Annotated in this window: 11 protein-coding genes; 1 reads left to right on the top strand and 10 read right to left on the bottom strand. The window is 59.0% G+C overall.

Going from position 1 to position 13,284, the window contains the following annotated elements; translation table 11 throughout:
- Positions 1 to 114 precede the first annotated feature (114 nt).
- From DWY76_RS10850 to DWY76_RS10815, 9 genes are all read right to left on the bottom strand, one after another.
- Positions 115 to 1,812: a peptide ABC transporter substrate-binding protein gene (locus tag DWY76_RS10850; protein ID WP_120081338.1), complete on the bottom strand. Its 1,698-nt coding sequence runs from the start codon at positions 1,810 to 1,812 to the stop codon at positions 115 to 117.
- A 21-nt stretch (positions 1,813 to 1,833) separates the two neighbouring features.
- The gene (locus tag DWY76_RS14240; RefSeq protein WP_207665849.1) at positions 1,834 to 2,001 is read right to left on the bottom strand and encodes a hypothetical protein; all 168 of its coding nucleotides are present in this window, start codon (positions 1,999 to 2,001) and stop codon (positions 1,834 to 1,836) included.
- A 241-nt stretch (positions 2,002 to 2,242) separates the two neighbouring features.
- Entirely contained in the window at positions 2,243 to 2,761 is a 519-nt protein-coding gene (locus tag DWY76_RS10845) for a hypothetical protein (protein ID WP_120081337.1), read from the bottom strand.
- A gap of 112 nt (positions 2,762 to 2,873) precedes the next feature.
- Complete coding sequence (rny, locus tag DWY76_RS10840) at positions 2,874 to 4,448, bottom strand: ribonuclease Y (RefSeq protein WP_097774149.1); 1,575 nt, start codon at positions 4,446 to 4,448, stop codon at positions 2,874 to 2,876.
- Between the two features lie 381 nt (positions 4,449 to 4,829).
- The gene (locus tag DWY76_RS10835; protein WP_120081336.1) at positions 4,830 to 6,596 is read right to left on the bottom strand and encodes a tyrosine-protein phosphatase; all 1,767 of its coding nucleotides are present in this window, start codon (positions 6,594 to 6,596) and stop codon (positions 4,830 to 4,832) included.
- A 122-nt stretch (positions 6,597 to 6,718) separates the two neighbouring features.
- Positions 6,719 to 7,447, bottom strand: coding sequence for a glucosamine-6-phosphate deaminase (nagB, locus tag DWY76_RS10830; RefSeq protein ID WP_097774151.1), 729 nt, complete (start codon positions 7,445 to 7,447; stop codon positions 6,719 to 6,721).
- Between the two features lie 231 nt (positions 7,448 to 7,678).
- Positions 7,679 to 8,554 carry an L-serine ammonia-lyase, iron-sulfur-dependent, subunit alpha gene (sdaAA, locus tag DWY76_RS10825; protein ID WP_120081348.1) on the bottom strand — a complete coding sequence of 292 codons (876 nt, stop codon included), beginning with the start codon at positions 8,552 to 8,554 and terminating at the stop codon, positions 7,679 to 7,681.
- Between the two features lie 19 nt (positions 8,555 to 8,573).
- Positions 8,574 to 9,242, bottom strand: a complete 669-nt coding sequence (sdaAB, locus tag DWY76_RS10820) for an L-serine ammonia-lyase, iron-sulfur-dependent subunit beta (protein WP_005936832.1) — start codon at positions 9,240 to 9,242, stop codon at positions 8,574 to 8,576.
- A gap of 40 nt (positions 9,243 to 9,282) precedes the next feature.
- The gene (locus tag DWY76_RS10815) at positions 9,283 to 10,503 is read right to left on the bottom strand and encodes a dicarboxylate/amino acid:cation symporter (RefSeq protein WP_097780990.1); all 1,221 of its coding nucleotides are present in this window, start codon (positions 10,501 to 10,503) and stop codon (positions 9,283 to 9,285) included.
- A gap of 209 nt (positions 10,504 to 10,712) precedes the next feature.
- On the opposite strand from DWY76_RS10815, the gene DWY76_RS10810 reads away from it, so the two are divergent.
- Positions 10,713 to 11,606: a LysR family transcriptional regulator gene (locus tag DWY76_RS10810; RefSeq protein WP_005936828.1), complete on the top strand. Its 894-nt coding sequence runs from the start codon at positions 10,713 to 10,715 to the stop codon at positions 11,604 to 11,606.
- A gap of 132 nt (positions 11,607 to 11,738) precedes the next feature.
- Here the strand turns inward: DWY76_RS10810 and DWY76_RS10805 are convergent, their stop codons facing one another.
- Positions 11,739 to 13,094, bottom strand: a complete 1,356-nt coding sequence (locus tag DWY76_RS10805) for a gluconate:H+ symporter (protein ID WP_097780992.1) — start codon at positions 13,092 to 13,094, stop codon at positions 11,739 to 11,741.
- Between the last annotated feature and the right edge of the window lie 190 nt (positions 13,095 to 13,284).

Here is a 13,284-nt window from a genome sequence, read left to right as displayed (position 1 = left end):
GCGGCTTTTTCTGCCGCGGTCATCCGTGCGCCGGACGCGGACAGTGCAAAAGCCAAAAAGTCGCACAGCGGCGTTTTCGCTGCCACTGTGCGGCATTTCAGTTCTCGATCAGGATCAGACGCTCTTCTTTGCGTCCTTGTAGACGCGGTTCAGAGCAACCGGGTGGAAGTCCACGCCGGTCACGGCAGAAGAGATCATCTCGGCGTTGCACTGACCATACAGCGGGAAGATGGCGGCCTGCTCCAGCACGATGGACTCAGCGTCATACATGGCTTCCCAGCGACCCTCGGGATCGGTGCACAGATCACCGGTGGTGCACTCTGCGATGATGGCATCGTAGTCAGCGTCGCTCCACAGACCGTAGTTGTTGGAGTTGCCGGTGACCCACATGCCCAGATAGGTCATGGGATCGGCGTAGTCGGGGCCCCAGCGGGTCAGGCCGATCTCAAAGTTGCCGTCCTGCATATCCTGCACGCGCTGCTTCTTGGGCTCCACCTTCAGCTCCAGAGTAAAGCCGGGCAGAGTGGTCTGCAGCTGCTCCTGAACGACCTGAGCGACCTTCTGGGGAGCATCGTCGGCATCGACGACCATGGTGAAGGAGAAGGAATCCTTGCCCAGCTCAGCCTTGGCCTGCTCGTAGTACTCTGCAGCCTTGTCGGGATCGTATGCGCAGAACTCTGCAAACTTGGTCTGGTCGGCGCTGAAATCGCTGCCATCCGGGCCGGTGGCGAACTGTGCGGGCACTGCGGTGTAGGCGGGAGAAGAGCCGTCCTTCAGCACGTCATTGGTGATGGAATCACGATCCAGTGCAAAGGTGATGGCACGGCGCAGGTTCAGGTTTGCCAGCTCCGGCACAGCGTCCATGTTGGGGCTGATGTACCACAGGTAGCCGGCGCCCACGCTGGTGAACTCGGGGTCGTCCTTGACCTGCTCCACCTGCTCGCCGTTCAGCAGGGTGATGTCCAGATCGCCGTTCTGATAGCTCATCAGAGCCTGCTGGCTGTCCTTGATGACCTGATAGTTCAGGCCGTCCAGAGCAATGCGGTCAGCATCGTAGTAGTCGGCGTTCTTCACCAGCTCAAAAGCGGTGGCAGCCGGCTCATAGCTGGTCAGCACGAATGCACCGTTGGACAGCACGGTGTCTGCGCTGGTGCCGTAGGTATCGCCGCAGCTCTCAAAGAACTTCTGGTTCATGGGGTAGAAGGTGGGGAAGTACATCAGGCTCAGGAAGTAGCTGACCGGAACGTTCAGCTCCACCTTCAGGGTCTTGTCGTCCACTGCGGTGATGCCCAGATCGGTGACGGGCTTGTTGCCTGCAATGATGTCGGCGGCGTTGACCACCTGACCGATATCGCTCAGCATGTAGGCATACTCGGATGCGTTTGCGGGGTCAACAGCACGCTGCCAGCCAAACACGAAGTCTGCTGCGGTAACGGCATCGCCATTAGACCACTTTGCATCCTTCAGGTGGAAGGTGTAGGTCTTGCCGTCCTCGCTCAGCTCATAGCTCTCTGCCAGAGCCTCCACGGCTGCACCGTTCGCATCCATCTGCATCAGGCCGTCGGTGTAGTTGGCGATGACCTCAAAGGAGGTGCCGTCGGTAGCCAGCTGGGGGTCCAGAGACTGGACTTCGGTCTCCAGCATGACGTTCAGCACACCGCCCTCAGCAGAGGCGGCTGCACCAGAAGCAGCGGTGGAGCCGGAAGCAGCGGTGCTGGAAGAGCCGCCGCAGGCAGTCAGAGCCAGTGCAGCAGCCGATACGCCTGCAGCAGCCAGGAAGCTGCGGCGAGAAATACGACGATCGAATTTCATATTTTTTCCCTCTCTCTTACCTCAATGCTTTATTAAGGTAAAGCATTGAATGGTGAAAAATGCACAAAGGTTTTTTGCTCCTCCTCTGGAGCACTGCACACCTTTGTGCGATATCCGCATTATACGCTGTTCCACCTGAAAAGGAAAGGCTTCCGGCTGTTTTTCTGTGCTTTGACCAATGGTCAGCAAAAATTTTGTTTTTGTTTTTGTGCAGTTTTGAAGATATACTGTAGTTGCTCAAAATACAGTTTCACGAAAACATGAGTTTTTTGTGTTTTTCGGGGAAACAGATGAAGAGATTTCACCTGCGTATTTTCATTTTTTGTGCATAAGTCGTACTTTCAACCTGTTTTTTGTGCACAGGCCAGACACAAAAAATCCCTGCTGAAAACGCACCATTCTCAGCAGGGAAACACCGTTTTTTCGGTTTTTAGGCAAACATAGCCACTACGTAAGTCTCGCCGCCGTATTCAATGAACACCGCGCCCATCTGTTTGCAGCCTGCCGCATAGCTGCGCAGTGCGCTGCCCGCCTCGCTCAGCGGCGGAGCATATAAGTAGCCGGTAAAGCCCCATTCGTTGTTCATTGCAAGGCCGATCACCACGCCTCTGGGCAGGAACAGAAAGCTGGTGGAATGATCGATAAAATCGTACACATTCGTATCCAGCATGGCACCGGAGCCGGTGGTCATGGGCACCTTGCGTGTCAGCAGGCCGGACTGGGTGGTCAGCTGGGTGGAGTCCTCCACCAGCCAGTCTGCCAGACGGCTGGCTGCATCTTCCAGATCGGTATTATAGGTCAGGCTGGAGTCTACCTCTTTCATCAGGGCCTTGGCCTGTTCTGTATCCTTCTGCACCGTGCCGTCCATCAGTGCACTGCATCCGGCCAGCACCGCCAGTGCCAGTGCACCCGCCAGCAGGCAAGCCAGCCATTTTCTTGCATGTTTCATATAGTGGTTCTCCCCTTTCGGTCTGTTTTTCTCCATGATACCTTTTTTGCCGCCGGATTACAAGCAGAAAAAAGCTGCTGTGCATCTGCACGGCAGCTTTTTGGGCAAAACTTTATTTTGCGTACTCCACAGCGCGGCTCTCGCGGATCACATTGACCTTGATCTGGCCGGGGTAATCCAGCGTGTCCTCGATCTTCTTGGCAATGGAGCGTGCCAGCAGGATCACCTGATCGTCGCTGATGACATCGGGCTTGACCATGATGCGCACTTCGCGGCCTGCCTGCACGGCAAAGGCCTGCTCCACGCCCTCGAAGCTGGAAGAGATCTCCTCCAGATTTTCCAGACGCTTGACGTAGCTTTCCACGTTCTCGCGGCGGGCACCCGGGCGTGCAGCGCTGATGGCGTCGGCAGCCTGAATGATGAAGGCCAGCGGAGTCTTAGGCTCCACGTCGCCGTGGTGAGCCTCAATGGCATGGATGATCTGGGTATTTTCCTTATACTTGCGGCAGATGTCCACACCGATCTGCACATGGCTGCCCTCGATCTCGTGGTCCAGTGCCTTGCCGATATCATGCAGCAGACCGGCACGGCGTGCCATGGTCACGTTCACACCCATTTCGCCTGCCAGCAGACCGGCCACCCATGCCACCTCCATGCTGTGGGTCAGGGCGTTCTGGCCAAAGCTGGTGCGGTACTTCAGTCGGCCGATCAGCTTGATCAGGTCCGGGTGCAGGCCATGGATGCCCAGCTCCATCACGGCACGCTCGCCCTCGCGCTTCATCTGCAGCTCCAGCTCGTGGCGGCACTTTTCCACCGTCTCCTCGATGCGGGCGGGGTGGATGCGGCCATCGCCGATCAGTCGTTCCAGCGTCATGCGGGCCACCTCGCGGCGGGTCTGGTCGAAGGAGGACAGGGTGATGGCCTCCGGGGTATCGTCGATGATCAGGTCCACGCCGGTCGCGGTCTCCAGAGCGCGGATGTTGCGGCCCTCGCGGCCGATGATGCGGCCCTTCATTTCATCACTGGGCAGCGGCACCACGCTGACGGTGGTCTCGCTGCAGTGGTCGGCAGCGCAGCGGCTGACGGCCTGACCGATGAGGTTGCGTGCGATGTTGTCGCAGTTCTCCTTCAGGTCGGTCTCATAGGCGGCAACGCGCACGGCCTTTTCGTGGGTCAGCTCTTCGTCCACCTTGTGCAGCAGCACCTCGCGGGCGTCCTCCTGACTCAGACCGGCCAGCGTTTCCAGCCGCTCCATCTCCTTGGCGCGCAGGGCCTCGATCTCGGCCAGACGCTCCTCGGCCTCAGCGGCGCGCTTTTTCAGCTCCTCTTCCTTCTTTTCCAGTACCTCGGTCTTGCGGTCGAGGGCGGTTTCCTTCTGGTCGATGCGGTTCTCCTGACGGCTGATCTCCGCACGGCGCTGCTTGATCTCCTTATCGGCTTCTGCCTTCTGGGCATCCACCTCGGCCTTCAGCTTGAAGGCCTCGTCCTTTGCTTCCAGAACCGCTTCCTTGCGTTTCTGTTCTGCGGTCTTGATCGCTTCGTTCACCAGACGGGTGGCCTCGGCTTCCGCGCTGCCGATCTGAGCTTCGGCGGTCTTTTTACGGTTGTTGTAACCAATAAAATAGCCTGCACCGATGCCCGCAGCAAGCGCGACGATCAAGATCACGATCCAGATGATCGTGGACATCGCATTTCACTCTCCTTTGTTAAAATTCAAAATTCTGAATCATAAGCAGGAGACGCTGTAGGGCAGGTGTAGGCTGCAAACATTTTTTATAAGTGAGCTTTCAATGCAAAAAGTGGCAACAAGACCACACGCACGGCAAATGCCGCACGAACAGGCTGCAAGCTTTTCTATCTACAGTTCTATCTTATATAAAAACAGGCAGGCTCTGCCTGTAAGGGACACGGGTCACGGGAACGACCTGCACACAGCGTCTTTTATTCCATACTACTAATTATAGTACGAAACAATTGCCCGCTTGTCAAGAGGAAAACCCTGCCCCGCAGAACATTTTGTGCAGAAAACAGGGACAGTATCCGCACCGGATGCCGTCCCCGTTCCCGTTTATTCCAGATACATCCTGCGCAGCCGCATCAGGCGCGCAGGGGTCAGGCCGTATTCGGCTTCCAGATAGTTCTCGGCGCTGCCGTATTTTGCGCGGATGGTGCGCAGCACAAAGGGTGCGGTTGCCGGGTCCACGCCCGCCTTGCGGTAATAGCGCATCCGGCAGGCCGGGTTTGCCGCGATCTCTTCGGCGTGCTCCGCCAGCACTGCGTCGATCTCAGCCTTGCGGCAGAGGTTCGTGCGCTCATAGTCCGCACAGATCGTCTCATCCGAAGCGCCCAGTGCCAGCAGAATGAGCATGGCCGCCACGCCGGTGCGGTCCTTGCCGGCCGAGCAGTGGAACAGGATGGGGGTCTCGCCTGCTTCCAGCGCACGGAACAGCTCCTTGAACGCCTTGTTGCCAAACAGCATCCGCTCGTACATAGCCTGCACGAAGGTGCTGCCGTCGGCGCTTTCTTCATAGCCCTTCATCAGGGCGGCGATATCATCCGGCGCAAAGGAGATCTCGTGGCCGTCCTCGGCGCACAGGCCACAGATCTGCACCAGACGTGCACCGTCCGGTACGTAGTCCGGTTCTTTCTGCACTTCCCCGCTGCTGCGCAGATCAAGGATCAGGCGCAGGCCCAGCGCGTCCAGCTTCGCGCGGTCGGCCTCACCGGTGAGCTTGCAGGTAGGGATGCCGCGCCAGATCTGGCCCCACTTGATATGTTTGCCCTCGTCGGCTTCGTAACCGCCCAGCTCCCGGAAGTTGGTGCCGCCGGCAAAATCCAGCTGGGTGCCGGGCACCGGGTGGGCCGGTGCAGCCTTTGCCGCAGCGCTGGACAGCACCGGAAAATTGTAGAACGGCTTTGCGGGCCGTCCGCGGCGGGGCGGCAGGCTGGCCGAACCGCCCAGCACCTCCATCAGGTAGCTGCGCAGCAGGTCGATGTAGGCGGAGGAATGATCCCGCCGCTGCACCAGTGAGACGCACAGCGGGGGCAGATCTTCCAGCAGCACATCCCGCACACGGTCCAGTTCCCGTCTGGCTCCCGGTTCATAGCGGGTCAGACAGGTGCAAAGCTGCTCCTGCACAAGATAATAGGCCTGATAAAAGCTGGGGCCGATCTCCGCATTCGGCGCAAAGCCCAACCGGGCGCAGGCCGACCACAGCGGGCTGAACAGATCCTGCCGCAAGCTGGGCAGCAGCACCCGCTGACCGCGCAGCTCTGCCAGCGGGATGCTCTCCTTATCCCAGAACGCGTGCCCCCGAGGCACCAGCAGGCAGGCAGGGTCTGCCCGCAGGGTGGTGCGGGCCAGTTCCGGTGCAGCACAGCCCAGATCGATGACCAGACCCGCGTCCAGCTCCCCCTGCTCCACATCGTCCGCCACCGCATCGTTGTCCATCATGCGGAAGCGCATCTCCACATGGGGATACTGCTGGCGGAACTTGTCCAGCTGGGTCTCCAATCCGGGCAGGTAGTCCGGCACCAGCGACACGCTGATGCCGATGCGCACCGGCTGCGCCGACTGGATCTCGGCCCGCAGGGATGCCTGCATCTGCTGGAACTGCTCCACTACCGGCGCGGCATGGCGCTGCAGGCTCATGCCGCGGTCGGTAAGGGTGAGCTTGTGGTGGGCGCTGAGGAACAGCGGCCCGCACAGCTCGGCTTCCAGCGCAGAGATGCTCTGCCGCAGTGCCTGCCGTGACAAAAACAGCCGCTGTGCCGCGCGGCTGTAATTCATTTCATCGCACAATACCAGAAAGTAGTGCAGCTGGCGGATATCCATGGTTTCCTCCCTGAGAAAAGTATCGTATAAAGAATACCGCCTTTTTACGCGATTGTAAAGCCGTTGGCAGCAAAAAACTGCCGCACGGCATTGCACCGTGCGGCAGTCAGAGCGCGGAACGATCAGATCAGGCTCAGAGCTTCCTCGTCGCCCACCAGCGTGAAGTCCGGATGCATCTGCAGGATGCTTGCGGGCACCTCCGGAGTGACGGGGCCGAAGAATGCCTTCTTGACGATCTCGGCCTTGCCCTTGCCGTTTGCCACCATGAGCACCTTGCGTGCCTGCATGATAGTCTTGATGCCCATGGTATAAGCCTGCTTGGGCACCAGATCCACATTGCCGTCAAAGAAGCGCTTGTTTGCCTCAATGGTCTCGGCGGTCAGGTTCACACAGTGGGTCTCCAGCTCAAAGGCTTCGCCCGGCTCGTTGAAGCCGATGTGGCCGTCGTGGCCGATGCCCAGCAGCTGCAGGTCGATGCCGCCCACAGCGTGGATGATCTGGTTGTACTTTGCGCAGGCATCCTCTGCATCGGGGTTGGTGCCGTCCGGCAGGTTGATCTTTGCAGGGTCGATGTTCACCTTGTCGAACAGGTTGCGGTGCATGAAGCTCCAGTAGCTTTCCGGGTGCTCCTTGGGCAGGCCGCGGTACTCGTCCAGATTGACGGTGGTCACCTCAGAAAAATCGATGTCGCCCTTGTTGTACCAGTCCACCAGCTGTGCATACGCGCCCACGGGGGTGCCGCCGGTCGCCAGACCCAGCACGCAGTTGGGCTTCATAATGACCTGTGCCGAAATGATATTGGCTGCCTTGCGGGACATATCCGCATAATCTTTTGCACGAATGATCTTCATTACAAACGACCTCACTTATCATCTTTTTTGCCGCTCTGCACGGGCTGCGCAGAGCACTTCTGTGTTTAGTTTATCACATTTCGCAGACAAGCGCCAGTCATCCCGGCCATCTTTTCGGTGTGTTTGCACAAAAAGATGCAAAGCCCCGCCGTTTGGGCCGGCATTTCCGGTCACGAACGCGCAAAAACGCCGCCGGGCGTTTCCACACCGGCGGCGCTGCATGTTGAAAGATCAGTTCCCGCTGCACAGGCCGCAGGCGGCACAGGCGGCGGGGGTGGCGGCACAGCCGCCAAGGGCGGTCTCGCGCAGCTCGGCGGGCAGGCGCTTGCCCACGGCGTACATGGCCTCCAGCATCTGGTCGAAGGGGATCAGCTGGCGGATGCCGCTCAGGGACAGTTCTGCTGCAATGAGGGCGTTGGCCACACCGGCAGCGTTGCGGTTCTGGCAGGGGTACTCCACCAGCCCGCCTACGGGGTCGCACACAAGGCCCAGCATGTTCATCAGCACGGTGGAAGCCGCATCCAGACACTGCTGCGGGTTGCCGCCCATCAGCTCCACGGCGGCAGAAGCAGCCATGGCAGACGCAATGCCCACCTCGGCCTGACAGCCGCCCACGGCACCGGCCACGGTGGCGTTGCGCATGGCAAGATAGCCCACGGCACCGGCGTTGAACAGGGCATCCACGATGCGCTGGTCGGAGATGCGGTAGCACTCCTGCAGGGCCAGCATCATGCCCGGCACCACGCCTGCAGAGCCTGCGGTGGGTGCAGCCACGATCAGGCCCATGGAAGCGTTCACTTCCAGCACGGCCATGGCGTAGGTCATGGCCTTCTGCAGCACGTCGCCGCAGATGTTTTTCTTCTTATTATAATGTGTTTCCAGCTTTTTGGCCTCGCCGCCAATGAGCCCGCCCATGGATTTGATGGGCTTTTTCAGCGGCTGGGTGGCAGAAGCACGCATGATCTCCCATGCCTTTGCCATGCGGTGGTCCACAGCATCCCGGGGCGTTTCGCCCAGCAGGCATTCCCGCTGGCGCATTACTTCCGAAATGGGCAGTTGGTTTTCCTCACACAGGTCCAGCAGCTCCTTGGCGGACTTGAAATCCATGTTCATCGCTTGTCCCTCCTTACGGCTGCACGACCATTACATCGTTGATGTTCGGGTTTGCCAGCAGCAGCTGATCCACACCCTCGGGCAGGCGCTCATCCGACTCCACGATGGTGTAAGCCGTGTGCCCCTTTTCCTCGCGGAACAGACGCATGAACGCGATGTTCACGCTGCGGTCGCTGAGGATCTTGGTGATGTGGGCCACCACGCCGGGCTTGTCCTTCTGCACCACGATGAGGGCATTGTACTCGCCGGTAAAGTCCACCTCCACGCCGTTGATCCGCACAATGCGCACCTTGCCGCCGCCAAGCGATTCACCGCGCACGGTCATCACCTGACCGGCCGCATTCTCCATGCGGATATCCACCGTGTTGGGGTGGATGTCGGTCTCCACCTCATTGGGGGTGAAGCTGTAGCCAAGGCCGCGGTCGGTGGCAATGGCAAAGGAATCCCGGATGCGGGTATCATCGGCCGAAAAGCCCATGATGCCGCCCAGCAGGGCGCGGTCGGTACCGTGGCCGTGGTAGGTTTTGGCAAAGGAGCCGTAGAGGGTAAAGTCCGCCCGCTTCAGCGGCGGGGCGATCATCTTCTGTGCCAGAAAGGCGATGATCTCCGCGCCTGCGGTGTGGGAGCTGGAAGGGCCGATCATGTTCGGGCCCAGAACATCAAAAACACTGATAAATGCCATGGGGGTGTCACTCCTGTCAGGTCAAAAACCGCGCCGCGCATCAGACGCTTGCGCTGCTCTTGTTGATGAACTTCTGGTAGATGGTCTCCACGATCACGCCGATGGCGTTGTCGCCGGAGACGTTGCAGGCAGTGCCGAAGGAATCCTGCGTGATGTACAGAGCCACCATGATGGCGCAGATGGGGCCATTGGGGTCACCGGCCTCAGCGCCAAAGATCATGTACAGGAAGGGCAGAGCGGTCATGATGGAGCCGCCGGGAGCACCGGGAGAAGCCACCATGGCAACGCCCAGCGTCATGATGAAGGGCACCACGGTAGCAAGGCTGATGGGCAGCTGGTTCATCAGGCAGACGGCAGTTGCGCAGGCGGTAATGGTGATCATGGAGCCTGCCATGTGGATGTTTGCGCACAGAGGCACCACGAAGTTGCGGATCTGCTCGCTCACGCCATCAGCCGCAGCGCACTGCAGGTTGACCGGGATGGTGGCTGCAGAGGACTGAGTGCCCAGAGCGGTGGTGTAGCCGGGGATCTGGTTGCGGATCATCTTGAAGGGGCTCTTGTGGCTCACAGCGCCTGCAACGCAGAACTGCAGGAAGATGCAGACCAGATGCATGATGATGACCACCAGGAACACCTTCCACAGGATGCCCAGAATGGCGTAGGTCTTGCCGGACTTGGTCATGTCGATGAAGGTACCGCAGACGTACAGGGGCAGCAGCGGGATGATGACGCTGTGCAGCACCTGATCGATGATGCCGGAGAAGTCCTTCATGCCATTATAAAGTGTATCACCGATGGTCTTGCCGCGCAAGGTGGACAGGCACAGGCCCAGCACGAAGGCCAGCACCACGGCAGACAGGGTGTCCAGCAGCGGAGGGATGGAGATGGAGATGTAGCTGACCAGAGAGTTGTCAGCCGTGGCGGCGATCTGTTCCAGAGCGCCTTCGCTCATGAAGCTGGGGAACAGGCTTGCGGACACCAGATAGGATGCCGAGCCCGCGATCAGGGTGGAGCCGTAGGCCAGAGCCACCGTGATGAGCAGCAGCTTGCCTGCGCCGCTCTTCAGGTCGGCAATGCCCATGGTGACGTAGGCCACGATCATCAGCGGGATGATGAACTTCAGGAACGAGCTGAAGATGCTGGATGCCGTGACGACGACCCGGCAGAACCACACCGGGAAGAACTGGCCGATGATGATGCCCAGCACGATGGCGATGAGCAGCTTCGGCAGCAGTCCGAGCTTGAATTTTTTCTTTTCCATAAGAATAAAATCCTCCTTTTCCTATTCTGACCTTTGTGCGGCACCTGACAGCGCTCTCTCCGCCGCAGCCCGCACGGCCAGCCTTTCACGAAACGTCAAATTTTCACTTGACGTGTTGACACATTTAGTTTAACATAGACATATGCATGATTCAAATTCATAAAAATAAAGTTATGGTTTAAAAATCTTAATAGCAAAGGAGCTTCGCCATGGAAGTGCGCCAGTTGAACACCCTGATCCGTGCCGCCCAGTTCCAGAGCTTTTCCAAGGCAGCGGAAAGTCTGGGCTATTCCCAGTCTGCCGTTACCGTGCAGATCAAAGCGCTGGAAGAAGAGCTGGGTGTGCGCCTGTTCGACCGCATGGGCAAGCGGGTGATCCTGACCGCACAGGGTCAGTGCTTTCTGGAATACGCCAACAGCATTCTGGATACCATCCACAACGCCCGCCGCGCCCTAAGCGAGGATGCCGAACTGGAGGGCTGCCTGCACATCGGCACGCTGGAATCTCTCTGCTTTTTCCGTCTGCCCGGCCTGATGCATCAGTTCCGGGTGGAACACCCCAAAGTCAGCCTTCGGGTCACTACCGGCTCCCCGGAAGAGCTGATCGAAAAGATGGAGCGCGGCGAGGTGGACCTCATCTGCATTCTGGACGAGCCGCGCTACTCCAACAGCTGGCACAAATGCAACGAGATCCCGGAAGAAGTGGTGTTCGTGGCCTCCCCGGACATCGACCTCGGCCACCCCGGCCCGTACCGGGTGGCAGAGCTTCTGGACAAGCCCTTCTTCCTCACCGAACGCAACGCCAACTACCGCCGCACCTTTGACCGGTTTCTGGCTTCCCGCCAGATCGAGCTGACCCCCAGCCTTGAGATCAGCGATACCTCCTTTATCATCAAGATGCTGGAGCGCTCCTCCGGCATTTCCCTGCTGCCGCGCTTCGCTGTGGCCGAGCCTGCGTCCAGAGGAGATCTGCGCATTCTGGAGGTGTCAGACTTCCGGCTGACCATGTACCGCCAGATGTTCTACCACAAGGATAAATGCTGCACCCGGGAAATGGACGCCTTCATCCAGCTGGCCTCCGGGCCGGATCTTCCGCTTTTATAATACAGATAATACAGAAAGCAGCAGACCCCCGGACGGTAAACCGCCCGGGGGTCTGCTGTGCTGAGGAGTTTTCAGGAATTTGCAAAGCATTGCGCAGACTGTGTGCAGGCACAGCCCCGCAGAGGAGGATGATTAAGCAAAGAAGGAGATGATGAGTGCTACCAGGAAGCCCACACCGCCAACCAGAGTTTCCATGATGGTCCAGGTCTTGAGGGTGGTCTTTTCGTCCATGCCCACAAGGCTCTTCACCAGCCAGAAACCGGAATCGTTAAAGTGGGAGCAGACGGTGGAGCCGCCGGCGATGGCAGCGGTGACGCAGGCCAGATACAGCGGGCTGAGTTCGCTGAGGCCGGGCATGGCGGAGATGATGCCTGCTGCCATGGTCATAGCCACGGTAGAGGAACCAACGGAGATGCGCACCAGAGCAGCCACGATGAAGGCCACCAGAACCAGCGGCAGGCTGGCGTTTGCCACGGCGTTGCCGATGACATCGCCCAGACCGGAGTTCTGCAGCATGTAGCGCAGCACGCCGCCGCAGGCAGTGACCAGCAGGATCATGCCGGTGGGCTCAAGGGACTTGGTCATGATCTTTTCCAGCTGGGCATTGTTATAGCCGTGACGGGTGCCCAGCAGATACATAGCAGCGATGGTAGCCAGCAGCAGAGCCATGAAGGGCTCACCGAGGAAGGCCAGAACGGGCTGGATGCCAGCCAGAGCGGGCACCACTTTTGCCACAGAGTTTGCAATGATGAGGACCAGCGGGATCAGAATGATGCCCACGATGGTGCCGAACTTGGGCAGCTTGCTCTCGTCGATGTCTGCCTGCTGTGCAACGTGCTCGGGCACCTCGATCATATACTTCTTGCCGCAGATGGAGCCCCAGATGGGACCGGCAGCGATCATGGCGAAGATGCCGCAGAAGATGCCGATGAGGATGACCCAGCCCAGATCAACGCCCAGCATGCTGGCCACCAGAACGGGGCCCGGCGTGGGAGGGATGAAGGCGTGGCCGACAGCCAGACCGGCCAGCAGAGGGATGACATAGTACAGGACCGAGCGCTTGGTGCGCTTTGCCAGAGAGAAGGCCAGCGGGATCAGGATGATCAGACCGGCATCAAAGAACACCGGCATGGCCACCACCAGACCTGTGATACCCAGCGCCCATGCGGCTTTTTCGTCGCCGAACTTGCGCACCATGGTCACAGCCAGCGTCTGTGCGCCGCCGGATTCTTCCAGAATGGCACCGAACATGGAGCCAAGGCCCACCAGAAGAGCGATGCCCTTTAAGGTGTTGCCGATGCCTTCGTTGACCGAGCCGATGATGTCAGACAGGGGCATACCGGCCATCAGGCCGATGCCCACCGCACCGATCAGGATGGAGATCATGGCGTGGACTTTGAACTTGATGATAAGGATGAGCAAAAGGATCAGGCCCGCCACCGCGGCGAACACGAGCCGTGCGGCGTCCGGGGTTGCAACAGCTGTCATAAACGTTTCCTCCATTTTTTGATATTTTGTATGCTTTGGGTCTTATTTCAGCGCCGTCCCCGCAGACGGACACCGGATTTCGATGGTTTTTATAGGTGAAGCAATATCCGCTTTTTTGTTTTTGGCGTAACTTTATCCAGACCGTTCAGCAAAACAACGCTGAACAGTTGATTTTTGTTTTTGGTTTTTA

Source organism: Faecalibacterium sp. AF27-11BH (assembly GCF_003603005.1).
Lineage (GTDB): Bacteria > Bacillota > Clostridia > Oscillospirales > Ruminococcaceae > Faecalibacterium > Faecalibacterium taiwanense.
This window is presented reverse-complemented; position numbering and strand designations above follow the sequence as displayed.

Excerpts from the sequence above, each read along its gene's own strand:
- DWY76_RS10850 (WP_120081338.1), bottom strand. The coding sequence starts at position 1,812 with ATGAAATTCGATCGTCGTATTTCTCGCCGCAGCTTCCTGGCTGCTGCA.
- DWY76_RS10845 (WP_120081337.1), bottom strand. The coding sequence starts at position 2,761 with ATGAAACATGCAAGAAAATGGCTGGCTTGCCTGCTGGCGGGTGCACTG.
- rny (WP_097774149.1), bottom strand. The coding sequence starts at position 4,448 with ATGTCCACGATCATCTGGATCGTGATCTTGATCGTCGCGCTTGCTGCG.
- DWY76_RS10835 (WP_120081336.1), bottom strand. The coding sequence starts at position 6,596 with ATGGATATCCGCCAGCTGCACTACTTTCTGGTATTGTGCGATGAAATG.
- nagB (WP_097774151.1), bottom strand. The coding sequence starts at position 7,447 with ATGAAGATCATTCGTGCAAAAGATTATGCGGATATGTCCCGCAAGGCA.
- sdaAA (WP_120081348.1), bottom strand. The coding sequence starts at position 8,554 with ATGGATTTCAAGTCCGCCAAGGAGCTGCTGGACCTGTGTGAGGAAAAC.
- sdaAB (WP_005936832.1), bottom strand. The coding sequence starts at position 9,242 with ATGGCATTTATCAGTGTTTTTGATGTTCTGGGCCCGAACATGATCGGC.
- DWY76_RS10815 (WP_097780990.1), bottom strand. The coding sequence starts at position 10,503 with ATGGAAAAGAAAAAATTCAAGCTCGGACTGCTGCCGAAGCTGCTCATC.
- DWY76_RS10810 (WP_005936828.1), top strand. The coding sequence starts at position 10,713 with ATGGAAGTGCGCCAGTTGAACACCCTGATCCGTGCCGCCCAGTTCCAG.
- DWY76_RS10805 (WP_097780992.1), bottom strand. The coding sequence starts at position 13,094 with ATGACAGCTGTTGCAACCCCGGACGCCGCACGGCTCGTGTTCGCCGCG.